This is a genomic window from Pseudomonas sp. GW456-E7 (assembly GCF_059424105.1).
Map to the genome: position 1 here is coordinate 1 of NZ_JBWKZB010000031.1, position 15,589 is coordinate 15,589.

Annotated in this window: 12 protein-coding genes; 3 read left to right on the forward strand and 9 right to left on the reverse strand. The window is 60.5% G+C overall.

Annotation, left to right across the window (positions count from 1 at the left end):
* Nucleotides 1-89: 89 nt before the first annotated feature.
* The 3 genes from betA to betI form a co-directional block, all read right to left on the reverse strand.
* A complete protein-coding gene (gene betA / locus AC07YV_RS19270; RefSeq protein WP_102700681.1) occupies nt 90-1,790 on the reverse strand; it encodes a choline dehydrogenase in 1,701 nt (566 codons plus the stop codon).
* Between the two features lie 206 nt (nt 1,791-1,996).
* A complete protein-coding gene (gene betB, locus AC07YV_RS19275; RefSeq protein ID WP_102700682.1) occupies nt 1,997-3,469 on the reverse strand; it encodes a betaine-aldehyde dehydrogenase in 1,473 nt (490 codons plus the stop codon).
* Between the two features lie 60 nt (nt 3,470-3,529).
* Entirely contained in the window at nt 3,530-4,123 is a 594-nt protein-coding gene (gene betI / locus AC07YV_RS19280) for a transcriptional regulator BetI (RefSeq protein ID WP_007975486.1), read from the reverse strand.
* A gap of 381 nt (nt 4,124-4,504) precedes the next feature.
* On the opposite strand from betI, the gene AC07YV_RS19285 reads away from it, so the two are divergent.
* On the forward strand, nt 4,505-6,445 hold the full coding sequence (locus tag AC07YV_RS19285) for a BCCT family transporter (protein WP_240629017.1): 1,941 nt from the start codon (nt 4,505-4,507) through the stop codon (nt 6,443-6,445).
* Between the two features lie 255 nt (nt 6,446-6,700).
* Here AC07YV_RS19285 and choV read toward each other — a convergent pair whose 3' ends face one another.
* The 3 genes from choV to AC07YV_RS19300 form a co-directional block, all read right to left on the reverse strand.
* Nucleotides 6,701-7,879 (reverse strand): choline ABC transporter ATP-binding protein, encoded by a 1,179-nt coding sequence (choV, locus tag AC07YV_RS19290; RefSeq protein WP_007975488.1) that lies wholly within the window; start codon nt 7,877-7,879, stop codon nt 6,701-6,703.
* A complete protein-coding gene (choW, locus tag AC07YV_RS19295; protein WP_102700684.1) occupies nt 7,876-8,721 on the reverse strand; it encodes a choline ABC transporter permease subunit in 846 nt (281 codons plus the stop codon). The genes choV and choW overlap by 4 nt, the downstream gene beginning before the upstream one ends.
* A gap of 77 nt (nt 8,722-8,798) precedes the next feature.
* On the reverse strand, nt 8,799-9,749 hold the full coding sequence (locus AC07YV_RS19300; RefSeq protein ID WP_102700685.1) for a choline ABC transporter substrate-binding protein: 951 nt from the start codon (nt 9,747-9,749) through the stop codon (nt 8,799-8,801).
* 435 nt (nt 9,750-10,184) lie between these two features.
* Between AC07YV_RS19300 and AC07YV_RS19305 the strand changes: the two genes are divergently transcribed.
* Nucleotides 10,185-11,561, forward strand: a complete 1,377-nt coding sequence (locus AC07YV_RS19305; RefSeq protein ID WP_007975491.1) for an L-serine ammonia-lyase — start codon at nt 10,185-10,187, stop codon at nt 11,559-11,561.
* Nucleotides 11,562-12,099: 538 nt separating this feature from the next.
* Complete coding sequence (gene gbdR, locus AC07YV_RS19310; RefSeq protein ID WP_007975492.1) at nt 12,100-13,203, forward strand: choline metabolism transcriptional regulator GbdR; 1,104 nt, start codon at nt 12,100-12,102, stop codon at nt 13,201-13,203.
* 100 nt (nt 13,204-13,303) lie between these two features.
* On the opposite strand, the gene AC07YV_RS19315 is transcribed toward gbdR, so the two are convergent.
* From AC07YV_RS19315 to AC07YV_RS19325, 3 genes are all read right to left on the reverse strand, one after another.
* Nucleotides 13,304-13,570 carry a hypothetical protein gene (locus AC07YV_RS19315; RefSeq protein WP_007995656.1) on the reverse strand — a complete coding sequence of 89 codons (267 nt, stop codon included), beginning with the start codon at nt 13,568-13,570 and terminating at the stop codon, nt 13,304-13,306.
* Between the two features lie 344 nt (nt 13,571-13,914).
* Complete coding sequence (locus tag AC07YV_RS19320; RefSeq protein ID WP_102700686.1) at nt 13,915-15,078, reverse strand: gamma-butyrobetaine dioxygenase; 1,164 nt, start codon at nt 15,076-15,078, stop codon at nt 13,915-13,917.
* Nucleotides 15,079-15,091: 13 nt separating this feature from the next.
* Nucleotides 15,092-15,568 carry a thioesterase family protein gene (locus tag AC07YV_RS19325; protein WP_102700687.1) on the reverse strand — a complete coding sequence of 159 codons (477 nt, stop codon included), beginning with the start codon at nt 15,566-15,568 and terminating at the stop codon, nt 15,092-15,094.
* Nucleotides 15,569-15,589 lie beyond the last annotated feature (21 nt).

Here is a 15,589-nt window from a genome sequence, read left to right on the forward strand (position 1 = left end):
AGGCTCGCTCCCACAAAGGATCTGAGTCGTAAACAGATCAAATGTGGGAGCGAGCCTGCTCGCGAATAGCCGTACCGCGGTGTTATGCCTTAAGCGATCTGGCTCACTTCCCGCACCGGCTTGCCCTTCACCGGCGCTTCACCGGCCACATAGTAAGTGGCTGTGCTGCGCGGCAATGGCTTGCGACCACGGATCTTGTCGGCGATTTTCTCGGCCATCATGATCGTTGGTGCGTTCAGGTTGCCGGTGGTGATGATCGGCATGATCGAGGCATCGACCACGCGCAGGCCTTGCATGCCATGCACGCGACCTTCGCCATCGACCACGGCCATCTCGTCGGTGCCCATCTTGCACGAGCAGGACGGGTGGAACGCGGTTTCGGCGTGTTCGCGGATGAACTTGTCCAGTTGCTCGTCGGTTTGCACCTCGATGCCCGGACTGATCTCGCGACCACGGAAGGCGTCCAGCGCCGGCTGTTGCATGATTTCACGGGTCAGGCGGATGCCGTCGCGAAATTCCTGCCAGTCCTGCTCGGTGGCCATGTAGTTGAACAGGATGCTTGGGTGCTGGCGTGGGTCCTTGGACTTGGCCTGGATGCGCCCACGGCTTGGCGAACGCATGGAGCCCATGTGCGCCTGGAAGCCGTGCTCTTTCACGCCGTTGCTGCCGTTGTAGTTAATCGCTACCGGCAGGAAGTGGTACTGGATGTTCGGCCATTCGAATTCCGGACGGGTGCGGATGAAACCGCCGGCTTCGAACTGGTTGCTGGCGCCGATGCCGGTGCCGTTGAACAGCCACTCGGCGCCGATGGCCGGCTGGTTGTGCAAGAGCAGCGACGGGTACAGCGAGACCGGTTGGGTACAAGCGTATTGCAGGTACAGCTCAAGGTGGTCCTGCAGGTTTTCACCGACGCCCGGCAGGTCGTGGACCACTGGAATGTCGAGCTTGTTCAGCAGTTCGGCCGGGCCGACGCCGGAGCGTTGCAGGATCTGCGGCGAAGCGATGGCGCCGGAGCACAGCAGTACTTCCTTGCGTGCTTTGACTTCAACGCGCTCTTCAGCGTCGCCCACCAGGTAACGCACGCCGACCGCACGCTTGCCTTCGAACAGGATCTTGTCGGTCAGGGCGTGGGTGACGATGGTCAGGGTCGAACGCTTCTTGGCCACGTCCAGGTAACCACGGGCGGTGGAGGCACGACGACCTTTCGGTGTCACGGTGCGGTCCATCGGGCCGAAGCCTTCCTGCTGGTAGCCGTTCAAGTCTTCGGTGCGCGGGTAGCCGGCCTGCACGCCGGCTTCAACCATGGCGTGGAACAGCGGGTTGTTGCCGGCTTTCGGCGTGGTCACGCTGACCGGGCCTTCGCCACCGTGGTAGTCGTTAGGGCCGATGTCACGGGTTTCCGCCTTGCGGAAATAGGGCAGGCAGTCCAGGTACGACCAGTCTTCCAGGCCTGGCAGTTTCGCCCAGCCGTCGTAGTCCATGGCGTTGCCGCGGATGTAGCACATGCCGTTGATCAGCGAAGAACCGCCCAGGCCCTTGCCGCGACCGCACTCCATGCGACGACCGTCCATGTGTGGCTCAGGATCGGTTTCGTAGGCCCAGTTGTAGCGACGGCCTTGTAGCGGGAACGCCAGGGCGGCCGGCATTTGCGTGCGGAAGTCGAAACGGTAGTCCGGGCCGCCCGCTTCGAGCAGCAGGACGGTGACGCCGGCGTCTTCGGTCAGACGGGTCGCCAGGGTGTTACCGGCCGAGCCGGCACCGATGATGATGTAGTCGAATTCTTGGGACATTGAATGCACCCTCTTTGAAGTTGGTTCAGGTCGCCTGTCGCCTGGACGCCGCGCAACCTGTGGCGAGGGGGCTTGCCCCCGTTCGGCTGCGCAGCAGTCGTAAAATCTGCGACTGCTTTCTATCTGAAGACTTGCGGTGTCTGGAGAGGGGGCTGCTTCGCAGCCCAACGGGGGCAAGCCCCCTCGCCACAGAGACCTCGCAGTGCTTAGAACACCGAGACGTAATCGCCCAGCTCGACCTGTACCGATTTGATGCGGGTGAAGTTGTTCAGCGAGCTGATGCCGTTCTCACGGCCGACACCCGACTGCTTGTAGCCGCCAACCGGCATCTTCGCGTCGGACTCGCCCCAGGCGTTGATCCAGCAGATACCGGCTTCCAGTTGGTGAATCACGCGGTGCGCGCGGTTCAGGTCGCGGGTGACGATACCGGCGGCCAGGCCGAATTCGGTGTCGTTGGCGCGACGGATCACTTCTTCTTCGGTTTCGTAGGTGAGGATCGCCATCACCGGGCCAAAGATTTCTTCACGGACGATGGTCATGTCGTCGGTGCAGTCGGTGAACACGGTCGGGGCCACGAAGGCGCCTTTGGCGAAGTCGCCGTCGGTCAGGCGCTCGCCGCCGCACAGTACGCGGGCACCTTCTTCCTTGCCCTTGGCGATGTAGCCCAGCACGTTTTCCATGTGGGCGAAGCTGACCAATGGGCCGAAGTTGGTGTTTTCGTCTTCAGGGTTGCCGACGCGGATGCGCGCAACGCGCTCAACGATCTTGGCTTCGAAAGCAGCTTTCAGGTGGGCCGGTACGAACACGCGGGTGCCGTTGGTGCACACCTGACCGGAGCTGTAGAAGTTGGCCATCATCGCGGTGTCGGCAGCGCGATCGAGGTCGGCGTCGTCACAGATGATCAGCGGCGACTTGCCGCCCAGTTCCATGGTCACTTCCTTGAGCGAAGAGCTCGAAGCGCTGGCCATGACTTTCTTGCCGGTGTCGGTGCCGCCGGTGAACGAGACTTTCTCGATGCGCGGGTGCTCGGTCAGCCAGGTGCCGACTTCACGGCCGCTGCCGGTCAGGACGTTGAACACGCCGTTTGGCACGCCGGCTTCGGTGTAGATCTCGGCCAGTTTCAGGGTGGTCAGCGAGGTGACTTCGCTTGGCTTGAAGATCATCGCGTTACCGGCCGCCAGGGCTGGCGCGGATTTCCACAGGGCGATCTGGATCGGGTAGTTCCACGCGCCGATACCGGCCACGACGCCCAGCGGCTCGCGACGGGTGTAGACGAACGAGGTGGTGCGCAGCGGAATCTGCTCGCCTTCGATGGCCGGAACCAGGCCTGCGTAGTACTCCAGCACATCAGCGCCGGTGACGATGTCAACGTAGCGGGTTTCGGAGTACGACTTGCCGGTGTCCAGGGTTTCCAGGGCGGCCAGTTCGTCGTTGCGCTCACGCAGGATTTCCACGGCGCGACGCAGGATGCGCGAACGCTCCATGGCGGTCATGGCAGCCCAGATTTTCTGGCCCTTTTCGGCGCTGACGACGGCGCGCTCGACGTCATCGAAGGTGGCACGTTGTACTTTTGCGAGGACTTCACCGTTAGCCGGGTTGATGGCTTCGAAAGTGGCGTCGCTGCTGGCGTCAGAGTAAGCGCCATCGATGTAGAGTTTTTGCAGTTCGAAACGGGCCATAAAGTCCTCGCAAGTGCATCAGTGATTGGCGCGGTCCGGTGGTTGAGCGTTCTGTGTGCTCTAACTCACCTGCTTGGCCAGTTGGAAATCCATGTATTCGTAAGCGATCTGGTGCGCCTGCCCGGTGTCGAAAGCATCTCCCGACAGCGCGCCGCGCAACCACAAACCGTCAATGAGGGCTGCCAGGCCACGGGCTGCACTGCGCGCATCGTCGAGCGGCAGTACGCGGCGGAACTGGCAGCACAGGTTGGAATACAGACGGTGATCGTTGATCCGCTGCAACCTGTGCAAAGACGGGTGGTGCATGCTGGTGGCCCAGAAGGCCAGCCAGGTTTTCATTGCCGGGCCATTGACCTGGCTGGCGTCGAAGTTGCCTTCGATGATCACCTGCAGATGCGCCCGCGGGCTTGCATCTGTCAGCGCCTGACGGCGTGCGGTGACGTTCTCGCTGAGGACACTCATCAGGTACTGCGCCGTGGCAGCGATCAGGCCGTTCTTGTCCTGAAAGTAATGACTGATGATGCCATTCGAGACACCGGCCAAACGGGCGATCAGCGCAATGCTGGCGTCCCCCATTCCGACCTGGTCGACCGCCAGCAATGTGGCTTCGATCAACTGTTGGCGACGGATGGGTTGCATACCGACCTTGGGCATCTTGCACATCTCCTTAGGCCTTCCGGCAGACGTCAAACGACTACCGGCTTGAGGGCCAGTCTATTTTGTTTTGATTGAACGTTCAATCAACAAAGAATAAGATCTGCGACAAATCGTCGCTGCCTACAGATTTTCCCAACATGTAGCGGCGGAAAAAATGACTTCCGAAACTGCTCGAAACCTACGCGCTGTGGCGCTCCAGGGGTTTCGGGCTTTTTTCGGGGTGTCTTTATATCACCCGCCGGTCGGCTGCCCACTAACCGATTGGTCGGGTAACTCGTTTGCCTTGCGTTCTTCTCTCGCACTGCCCGGAGCATCTGTGCCATGAGTTCTGCCTCGCTAATAAAGACCCCACCGCAGAAGGTGTCGGTCAACGGTTGGGTGTTCTACACCTCGACCGCGTTGATTCTGTTGTTGACCGCCATTCTGATCATCGCCCCGCAAGAGGCCGGCAGAATGCTGGGTACGGCGCAAGCCTGGTTGTCCCGCAGCTTCGGCTGGTACTACATGGTGGTGATTGCCGCCTATCTGATTTTCGTCGTCGGCCTGGCGTTTTCGTCCTACGGCAAACTCAAGCTGGGCAGCAAGGACGACACCCCGGACTTCAGCTACGGCGCCTGGGCGGGGATGCTGTTCTCCTCGGGTATCGGCATCTCGTTGTTGTATTTCGGCGCGTCCGAACCGCTGGACCACTACTTCAACCCGCCGGAAGGCGTGGCTGGCAGTAACCTCGCGGCACGTCAGGCAGTACAACTGACGTTCCTGCATTGGGGCCTGCACGGCTGGGCGATTTACGCGCTGGTCGGTTTGGCGGTGGCGTACTTTGCCTACCGCCATAACCAGCCGCTGGCATTGCGTTCGGCACTGTATCCGCTGGTGGGTGAGCGCTGGGTCAAGGGCGCGGCCGGTCACGCGGTGGACGGCTTCGGCATGTTCGTGACCCTGCTGGGTCTGGTGACCAACCTGGGGATTGGTTCGCTGCAAGTGTCGTCGGGCCTTGAAAACCTGTTCGGCATGGAGCACAGCAACACCAACCTGCTGATCGTGATCATCGTGATGAGCACCGTGGCGACCATCGCCGCTGTGTCGGGCGTGGAAAACGGCATCCGTCGTCTGTCCAACCTGAACATCGTGCTGTTCAGCGGCCTGCTGATTTTCGTCCTGCTGTTCGGCCCGACCCTGCACCTGCTCAACGGCTTCGTGCAGAACGTCGGCGACTACCTGAACGGCGTGGTGCTGAAGACCTTCGACCTCTATGTGTATGAAGGCGACGCCGAGAAGTCCGACCGCTGGTTGGGCCTGTGGACCCTGTTCTACTGGGCCTGGTGGATTTCCTGGGCACCATTCGTGGGCATGTTCATCGCACGTATTTCCCGTGGTCGCACGGTGCGTGAACTGGTGGCCGGCGTACTGCTGATTCCGCTGGGCTTCACTTTGGCGTGGCTGTCGATCTTCGGTAACTCGGCCCTGGACCTGGTGATGAACCATGGGGCGGTGGAGCTTGGAAAAACGGCGCTGGAACAGCCATCCATGGCGATCTACCAGTTGCTTGAGCATTACCCGGCGTCGAAGGTGGTGATCGGCGTATCGATTTTCGTTGGTTTCGTGCTGTTCCTGACCCCGGCGGATTCCGGCGCGGTGATGATGGCCAACCTGTCGTGCAAGGGCGGTACCGTCGATGAAGACGCGCCGCACTGGCTGCGGATCTTCTGGTCGGCGGTGATCACCCTGGTGACCATCGGCCTGCTGTTCGCCGGTAACTTCGAAGCCATGCAAACCATGGTGGTGCTGGCCGGTCTGCCGTTCTCGGTGGTGCTGGTGTTCTTCATGTTCGGCTTGCACAAGGCCATGCGCCAGGACGTGCAGATCGAACAGGAGCAAGCGGAGCTGGCGGCGCGCGGTCGTCGTGGTTTCAGCGAGCGTTTGACCCAGTTGGACCTGCAGCCGAGCCAGTCGGTAGTGCAGCGCTTCATGGACAAGCAAGTGAGCCCGGCGCTGGAAGATGCGACGGCGCAAATGCGTGCTCAAGGCCTGCAGGTTCAGACGCTGCTGGGCAAGTCCAAGCGTTGCATGGGCGTGCGCGTCGAGATGGAAGAGGGCAACCCGTTTGTCTACGAAGTGAGCCTGGATGGCTACCTGGCTACGCCGACTGAATCGGCACAGTCGGATGAGGCGCGTCAGCGCTTCTATCGCGCCGAGGTTTACCTGCATAACGGTAGCCAGGACTACGACTTGATGGGTTTCACCCAGGATCAGATCACCCGTGACGTGCTCGATCAGTTTGAAAGCCATCGGCAGCTCCTTGGCCGGGTTTACAGCTAAAGCTTGGGTCTGCGGTGTACGGAATGCACCGCAATCCCTGTGGGAGCGAGCTTGCTCGCGATAGCGGAGGGACAGTCAACACTCATGTTGAATGTTAAGCCCTCATCGCGAGCAAGCTCGCTCCCACAGGTTGTTCACCGTACATATGGGAGCGGGCTCGCCCGCGAAGGGGTCATCAGCATCAACGCTGCATTACCCGATACCCCATAAACAAAAACGCCGCGATTCTCTCGCGGCGTTTTTGTGTCTGTTGCCTTACCCCAGGTTCTTGCCGAGCAGTGCGTGATACAGCTCGCTGTCGCCCAGAATCCCCACCACCTTGTTGTTGTCATGCAGCACCAGCTTGTTGCCGGTCTGATAACGAATCTGCAGCGCATCGCGCATGCCGATGTTCGAGTCCACCAGGGTTGGTCGACGACCCAGGCCTTCAACGGCCTGACCCGGTATCCAGTTCTGCAAGTCCAGTGCAGACCCGTTCTGGCGAGCGCCCTTGATGGTGTTGCCTTCGGCCAGGTCCAGCCACGAATCACCGCCTGGATCCAGGCACACCGAACCGTTGATGCGCTTGCAGTTGTCCAGGGTGCGCATCAGGCTGCGGCCGCACAGTACGTTCAGCGGGTTGGTGTGGGCCACGAAGGTCCGCACGTAATCGTCCGCCGGGTTGAGGACGATTTCTTCCGGCTTGCTGTACTGGATGATCCGGCCGTCTTTCATGATCGCGATACGGGAGCCCAGTTTCAGGGCCTCGTCGAGGTCGTGGCTTACGAACACGATGGTCTTGCTCAGCTTGCGTTGCAGTTCCAGCAGTTCGTCCTGCAGACCCTGGCGGATCAGCGGGTCGAGTGCCGAGAACGGTTCGTCCATCAGCAGGATGTCGGCGTCCATCGCCAGGGCACGGGCCAGGCCCACGCGTTGCTGCATACCACCGGACAGCTCGTTGGGTTTCTTGTTGCGCCACTGGGTCAGGCCCACCAGCTCAAGCTTGTCGTCCACCAGTTTGCGTCGTTCCTTCTCGGGCCGACCCTGCATTTCCAGGCCAAAGCTGATGTTCTCGCGAACGGTCAGCCAGGGCATCAAGGCGAACTTCTGGAACACCATCGCGATGCGTTTGGTGCGCATCATTTTCAGTTCGGCCGGGGTGCAGGAGGCGATGTCGATCTGCTTGCCTTCGTGCTCGACGAACAACTTGCCACGGCTGACGGTGTTCAGGCCGTTGATGCAGCGCAGCAGGCTGGACTTGCCGGAGCCGGACAGGCCCATCAGTACGCAGATTTCACCTTTCTCGATATCCAGGCTGGCTTTTTCAACACCGACGATCTGCCCGGTCTTTTTCAGGATTTCGTTGCGGGTCATGCCCTGATCCAGCAGCTTGAGCGCCTCGCGTGGATCTTTGGAGAAGATAACGTCAACGTTATCGAAGCGAATAATGCTCATGCGTCACCCCCTACCTTGGCGTCGGGTTGTTTGCAGATACGGTCGAGCATGATCGCCAGCAGTACGATCGCCAGGCCTGCTTCGAAGCCCAGGGCGATATCAGCAGTGTTCAGTGCGTTGACCACCGGTTTGCCCAAACCATCGGCGCCCACCAGTGCCGCGATCACCACCATCGAAAGAGACAGCATGATGCACTGGGTGATGCCTGCCGCGATGCTTGGCATGGCGTGGGGCAGTTCGATTCGCGAGAGCAACTGACGCCGGGAGCATCCAAAGGCCTTGCCGGCGTCCATCAGTTCTTCCGGAACATCGCGGATACCCAGGTAGGTCAGGCGGATGGGCGCGGCAATCGCGAACACCACCGTCGAAATCAGGCCCGGGACCACACCCAGACCAAAGAGGGTCAGGGTAGGAATGAGGTATACGAAGGTCGGTACGGTCTGCATCAGATCGAGTACCGGACGCATTACAGTATAGAACATCGGCTTGTGCGCGGCGACGATGCCCAGGGGCACACCGATGAGCACGCAGACCAGGGTGGCGAACAACACCTGGGCCAGGGTTTCCATGGTTTCCTGCCAGTACCCCAGATTGAGGATCAGCAGAAAGGAGGCAACGACAAACGCGGTCAGGCCCCATTTGCGTTGAATGAAGTGTGCCAGTAGAGCGATCAGGCCGATCAGCGCCAGCGGGTTGAACCAGGTCAGCGCAAACGTCACGCCGTGGATCATCGTTTCCAGTGTCACGGCGATTGCGTCGAAGGTGTTGGCGCCGTGTTGCGTCAACCATTCAACGAAGCCCGCGATGTACTGGCCTAGAGGTATTTTCTGATCAATCAGCATGGTAGTGAACGTCCGCATGCAAGGAAATAAACAGCCCGGACGGCGTGAGCCGTCCGGCATAAGCGATGCTCTCTAATTCAAGGCTGTGCGAGCTTGGCTTTCACGGCTTCCAGGCCAGGTTTACCGTCAGTGGTGGTCACGCCAGCGAGCCAGGTATCGAGCACCTGTGGATTCTTTTTCAGCCAGGCCTTGGCGGCCGCGTCAGGCTTCATCTTGTCGTCCAGGATGTTGCCCATCAGTTCGCTTTCCATGTCGACCGTGAACTCCAGGTTTTTCAGCAACTGACCGACGTTGCTGCATTCCTCGGCGTAGCCCTTGCGGGTGTTGGTCGCCACGGTGGCGGCGCCAAAGTCGGGGCCGAAGAAATCGTCGCCGCCGGTCAGGTATTGAATCTTGAAACGCTTGTTCATCGGGTGCGGCGCCCAACCCAGGAACACCACGGCGGTGTCACGTTTCTGCGCGCGGTCGACCTGCGACAGCATGCCGGCTTCGCTGGACTCGACGACCTTGAAGCCCGCGTCCTTGAGGCCGAAGGCGTTCTTGTCGATCATCGACTGGATCAGGCGGTTGCCGTCGTTGCCAGGCTCGATGCCGTAGATCTTGCCGTCGAGTTCTTTCTTGAATTTGGCGATGTCCGCGAAGTCATGCAGCCCCTTGTCATACAGGGCTTGAGGGACGGCGAGGGTGTATTTGGCGCCCTTGAGGTTGGTACGCACGGTTTCCACGGTGCCGGCATCGCGGTAGGCCTTGATGTCGTTTTCCATGGTCGGCATCCAGTTCCCCAGGAACACGTCCATGTTCTTGCCGTCGGCCAGCGACTTGTAGGTCACGGGCACGGAAATCATGGTGGTCTTGGTCTTGTAGCCGAGGGCGTTGAGCACGACGCTGGTCGTCGCGGTTGTCGCGGTGATGTCGGTCCAGCCGACATCGGAGAAGTTTACGGTATTGCACTGCGCCGGTTCTGCGGCTTGCGCCAGAACCGGCAGACTAAGCATGGCGGCCAACAACAACGACGGGGAACCTTTCATGGATGGACTCCTTGGTGTTTTTTTTGGCAGTGTTCCGACTGGACCACCGCACTTATAGGTTGCGGTTGGATGGCGTTCTGGAGACAGCTCTACCACGGCGCCTTGCAATCGAGTCGATATGATCATGTACCAGTGAAAATCTGACGCCTACAGGGCGCGTCGTATCCAGTACAGGGATGGTCGCATCCAGTGTCGGTGACGTCGTTTACAGATTTTTTCAGCCCTTTTTCCCCCTCTGAACCGCAAAAAAACGGCGAAAACACGGCGTAAAAGACACGCGGCGTTGGTGGGCATGAGTGCGTCGGTTAGAGACGTCGAACAACACGATAAAAGCTTGATGATGCGGTCATCTCGGCGGATTGCAGCTTCAGCGTAGCAGCTCCGTCACCCTGCGCTTTGGCGTGCGCAGTGGGCCCATTCAGGAGTTCGGCAGTCATGGCTATCAGTGTTTTCGACCTGTTCAAAATCGGCATCGGCCCTTCCAGTTCGCACACCGTGGGGCCCATGCGGGCGGCGGCGTTGTTTGTGCAGGGCTTGCGCGAGCGGGGGCTGCTGGAACAGGTGCGGCGTGTCGAAGTCCAGCTGTTTGGCTCGTTGTCGGCCACCGGCATCGGCCACGGCAGCGACAACGCGGTGATCATGGGCCTGATGGGCGAGTGGCCGGATGCGATCGATCCGTCGCAAATCGGCATCCGTATCCAGGCCCTGCGCGAAACCCACACGCTGTTGCTCGACGGTCGCCTGTCGGTGCCGTTCGTCTGGGCTCGGGACATGCGCCTGATCGACGAAAACCTGCCGTTCCACCCCAACGCCATGACCCTGGTTGTCGAAGGCGATGACGGTGAATTGCATCGCGACACCTACTATTCGGTCGGCGGCGGTTTTGTCGTCGATGAGGCACAAGCTTCCAGCGGTGTCGTGGATCTGGATCGCACCGTACTTCCTTATGACTTTTCCAGCGCCGCCGAGCTGTTGCAGCTGTGCAAGAAGCACAACCTGCGCGTGGCGGAATTAATGATGGCCAACGAGAAAGTCTGGCGCAGCGAAGAGGAAATCCGCAGCGGCCTGATGAAGCTCTGGCGCGCCATGCAGGATTGCGTCGAGCAGGGCCTGAAACACGAAGGCATCCTGCCCGGCGGGCTGAACGTGCGCCGCCGCGCGGCCAAGCTGCATCGCAGCCTGCAGGAGCTGAACAAACCCAACGTGATTGGCTCGACCTTGAGCGCCATGGAATGGGTCAACCTGTTCGCCCTGGCGGTCAACGAAGAAAACGCCGCCGGCGGGCGCATGGTTACGGCACCGACCAACGGCGCGGCGGGGATCATTCCGGCGGTGCTGCACTACTTCATGAAGTTCAGCGAGGCCGTGACCGACGCCAATGTCGTCGACTACTTCCTCGGTGCGGCGGCGGTAGGCATCCTGTGCAAGAAGAACGCCTCGATCTCCGGTGCTGAAGTCGGTTGCCAGGGCGAAGTCGGTTCGGCCTGCGCCATGGCGGCCGCCGGGCTGGCGGAAATCCTTGGCGCCACGCCAGAGCAACTGTGCAACGCGGCGGAGATCGGTCTGGAACACAACCTCGGCCTGACCTGTGACCCGGTGGGTGGACTGGTCCAGGTGCCGTGCATCGAGCGCAACGCGATTGCTGCGGTGAAGGCGATCAACGCCGCGCAGATGGCGTTGCGGGGCGATGGCCAGCACTTTATTTCGCTGGATCGGGTGATCCGCACCATGCGCGACACCGGTGCCGACATGCATGACAAATATAAGGAGACATCGCGGGGTGGGTTGGCGGTGAGTGCGGTGGAGTGTTGAGACCGCGTCGACCCCATCGCGAGCAAGCTCGCTCCCACAGGTTTTGCGTCGGTCACAAAAATTGTGTTCACCTTGATCCCTGTGGGAGCGAGCTTGCTCGCGATAGCGCCAGACCAGTCAAAACTGCGCGCTAAGTGAACACCCGGATTAAAACGCGCCTCCTTTTAGCGCGTCGCTCACAGATAAATTGTCTTGCCACTGATCGAGGGCCAACCAGCCCTCGACCGCTCGTCACCTGTGCCTGCGGTGACACTCCTTTCCAGTGCGGCGCAACGCCGTTCCCACAAGTGCTACCGAATTGCTCACCGCTCGTGAGTCCGGGCGCTTGCCAGTCCTGATGGCCATTTAAATCCCCACGCCTTGCAAGACATATATAGACACATTCCGACGTCGTTTTTAGGAGTTATTGAACGCACATTCAAAAATAGGCATGGCAATTGCTCTGTCATTACAAAGCCCGTCTCCCACGCGAGAACGATGGCAATAAAAAGAGCCTCCGCCTGAGGCCATCACCCGCTTTGTGTGAGGAGATACCGCGATGACGACGTTCAACTCCGGGGCCCAACCCCAGAACCGTGCGCCTCAATCCATCGGCTTTCTGCTGCTGGACAATTTCACGCTGATTTCTCTGGCCTCCGCAGTGGAACCCCTGCGCATGGCCAACCAGTTGTCCGGTCGCGAGCTGTATCGGTGGACCACCCTCACCGTCGATGGCGGCCAGGTCTGGGCCAGTGACGGCCTGCAGATCACCCCCGACGCCTCCATGCACAAAGCCCCGCCAATGGACACCGTCATCGTGTGCGGCGGTATCGGCATCCAGCGCACTGTGACCCGTGAACACGTGTCATGGCTGCAAAGCCAGGCTCGCCAGTCCCGCCGCCTCGGCGCGGTGTGCACCGGCAGCTGGGCCCTGGCCTGCGCCGGCCTGCTCGACGGCTTCGATTGCAGCGTGCACTGGGAATGCCTGGCAGCGATGCAGGAAGCTTTCCCGCGTGTAGCCATGAGCACCCGCCTGTTCACCCTCGACCGTAACCGTTTCACCAGCTCCGGCGGCACCGCGCCGCTGGACATGATGCTGCACCTGATCAGCCGCGATCACGGCCGTGAACTGTCGGCGGCTATTTCGGAGATGTTTGTCTACGAGCGCATCCGCAACGAGCAGGATCACCAGCGTGTGCCGCTCAAGCACATGCTCGGCACGAATCAGCCAAAACTGCAGGAAATCGTTGCGCTGATGGAGGCCAACCTCGAAGAGCCGATCGATCTCGACGAACTGGCCGTCTATGTCGCGGTATCCCGTCGCCAGCTCGAACGTCTGTTCCAGAAATACCTGCACTGCTCGCCGTCGCGTTACTACCTCAAGCTGCGCCTGATCCGCGCCCGGCAACTGCTCAAGCAAACGCCGATGTCGATCATCGAAGTGGCGTCGGTGTGCGGTTTTGTTTCCACGCCGCACTTCTCCAAGTGCTACCGCGAATACTTCGGCATTCCGCCGCGTGACGAGCGTGTAGGCTCCAACACTACCCAGCAAGTGGCGATGATGCCGTTGCCGCAAGCCTTGGTGCTGTCGCCGTTGTCCGGGCCGTTGTCGGCGCTGAGCCAGGCGCGTAATGAGTCGACGTTTGCCAGCGTAAGGCTTTAAACCGAGGCGCTGCCTTCGCGAGCAAGCCCGCTCCCACATTGGAATGCATTTCAACTGTGGGAGCGGCGGTGCGGCGATCCGACTTGCTCGCGAAGGCTTTTTATCGGCCTGTGTGGCTCTGCTGATACTCCGCCAACGCTGGCAACAACTGCTTGTCGATCGCCTGACGCACCGCTGGCAGGATCGTCGCGCTGCTGGTGTACATCTGCTTGACCATGGTCCGCAGGGTCATCGCCCGTACATCGTTCAAACCCCGTACAGCACACTCGCAGGCCTGCTCGGCGGTGGCGCCGGTGGGCACCTCGAATCCCAACGACTTGAGCTGGCCCAACAGGTCTTCCTGGTCTATCAAATCGGCGTGCATCATGACGCAATCCTTCTTCAGGGAACGGTGTCGTGGCTCGATTCTGGTAGGGCCACGCAGTAGCGGCAAGGGCGAATTGTCGCAATGGCCGCAATGGCTATGAACAGGTCGTTTTCGACTAACTTGCCGTGCGCAGGAGTGGGCACACTGGCCTCAGCTCGCTTCACGAAGGTTTGGTCACCCTCGCACGGCAGCTCCTCAACAGTACCCTCTGCCTCGATCCTGTCACGGCTTGATCGGGGCTTTTTTTGGTCGGTTGAAAAGCAAAAGATCGCAGCCTTCGGCAGCTCCTACATGGATCGTGTTTCACCTGTAGGAGCTGCCGAAGGCTGCGATCTTTTAGAGGCTTAACGCTGCAACACCAGAATCCGCGACAACAACTCATCCCGGTCGACATAGCAACCCTGGAAGTGCCGCGCCCCGGTGGCGGGGTCGAAGGCGTTGCGGGCGTGCAGGGTGCGGCGGTTGTCGAAGCACCACAGCTCACCGGGATTGAGCCGCTGCATCAGGCGGAACCGGGGTTCGCGCGTCATCGCGATAAAGCGCCGGTAGGCGTGATAGAGCCTGGGCATCTGTTCCACCGAGGTGTCGAACGGTCCGCGCAGAAAGTTCGCCATGCGGATTTCCGATACCTGCCCCAACGTATCCAGGGCGATGATCGGCGCGAGGCAGCGGTAGTCGCTGTGGCGGTCCTTGTTGCGAAACTCCACGGGGATTTCGCAAAGGCTTTTGAATGACTCCGGGTCTTCTCGGCGCAGCGCATCGGCGATGGCAAAACCGTCGACAAATATGCTTTCGCCGCCCTCGGCGTCATTGACCAGGCAATGCAGGAATTGCAGCCCCGGTTGCAGCTCTCGGGTCGGCAAATCACTGTGCAGCGGCAGGTTGAAAGCGGTGTAGGCGTTGCTGTCGGCGTCGGCCTTCGATTGCACGTTGAACAGCACGCCGAAATTGCTCTCGCGGATGAAGGAAATCCGTTGCGCGATCAGCTTCAGGGAGCCGGGTTCGGTAGGCACGCCACGAACCTGGGTCAGGCCGACATCGCGAACCGCCAGCAGCCATTGCAGCAACGCCTGCGGGTCGTTCATCAGTGCTTGATATTCGAATACCGGCAACTGCAAATCGCTGTGCCAGAGCCTGGCTTTGGGCTTGCGTGCCAGGCGTTCGGCGCGGGATTCATCGTCATAGGCGTGGGCGCGCAGCCAGCCGGGATCGAAGCGGCTGGCGTGGCCATCCTGCCAATCCACCGACAGGCTGCCATCGGTGTCGATGTGTACGGCGTCAGGCATCAGGTCTTGAGCCACATCGACGATTTCCAGTACTTGCTCGCGGGTCACGGTGTAGACGCATTGCGGGCACGGGCAGTTGTCCCGCAGCCATTGATGGTGGAAAGGGCTGACGCGATCGTCGGCCCACTTCACCAGAACCCGGTCCGCCAATGTCTGCACGCCAGTCAGCGCGCTGATCAACGGATAGGTACGAAAGTCGGCAAATGCAGCGGCGGTGTTCATGGCGATCTCCTTGTTATTTTTTTGGGGGTAATGCGATCACTCGGCCAATGTACCCGGGCGTTGGCAGGTCCGCCTGTTCGGCGACGATGGCTTGCAGCCGATTCAAGGACTGTTCGCTGAACGGGGCCGAACGGGGTCCGGCGAGATCCACGTGCAGCAGCATCTGTTCATTACCGGCGAGCTCCTTGTCATCTCCGACCAGATGCAGGCTGTGATAGAGGTGCAGGCGTTTGCTGTCGTGGGCGATGATCTGGGTGTGCACTTCGACTTGGGCGTCGAGTTTCACTTCGTGCAGGTAGTTGAGGTGCAGTTCGAGAGTGAACAACGAGTTGCCGCTGGCTTCCCGGCTGTTGCTGTCCAGGCCCAGGCGATCCATCAGGGCGTCGGTGGCGTAGCTGAAAATCAGCAGGTAGAAGGCGTCGCGCAGGTGGCCGTTGTAGTCGACCCAGTCGGGGATGATGGTGGTTTGGTAGGTGGTGAGGGTGGGCATGGTTCAGGTTCCGATAATAGT

Bases quoted from the DNA above. Each gene is read 5' to 3' on its own strand.
- betB (WP_102700682.1), bottom strand. From the start codon at position 3,469: ATGGCCCGTTTCGAACTGCAAAAACTCTACATCGATGGCGCTTACTCT.
- AC07YV_RS19315 (WP_007995656.1), bottom strand. From the start codon at position 13,570: ATGATGCACGCCGATTTGATAGACCAGGAAGACCTGTTGGGCCAGCTC.
- gbdR (WP_007975492.1), top strand. From the start codon at position 12,100: ATGACGACGTTCAACTCCGGGGCCCAACCCCAGAACCGTGCGCCTCAA.
- AC07YV_RS19320 (WP_102700686.1), bottom strand. From the start codon at position 15,078: ATGAACACCGCCGCTGCATTTGCCGACTTTCGTACCTATCCGTTGATC.
- AC07YV_RS19305 (WP_007975491.1), top strand. From the start codon at position 10,185: ATGGCTATCAGTGTTTTCGACCTGTTCAAAATCGGCATCGGCCCTTCC.
- choW (WP_102700684.1), bottom strand. From the start codon at position 8,721: ATGCTGATTGATCAGAAAATACCTCTAGGCCAGTACATCGCGGGCTTC.
- AC07YV_RS19325 (WP_102700687.1), bottom strand. From the start codon at position 15,568: ATGCCCACCCTCACCACCTACCAAACCACCATCATCCCCGACTGGGTC.
- choV (WP_007975488.1), bottom strand. From the start codon at position 7,879: ATGAGCATTATTCGCTTCGATAACGTTGACGTTATCTTCTCCAAAGAT.
- AC07YV_RS19300 (WP_102700685.1), bottom strand. From the start codon at position 9,749: ATGAAAGGTTCCCCGTCGTTGTTGTTGGCCGCCATGCTTAGTCTGCCG.
- betA (WP_102700681.1), bottom strand. From the start codon at position 1,790: ATGTCCCAAGAATTCGACTACATCATCATCGGTGCCGGCTCGGCCGGT.
- betI (WP_007975486.1), bottom strand. From the start codon at position 4,123: ATGCCCAAGGTCGGTATGCAACCCATCCGTCGCCAACAGTTGATCGAA.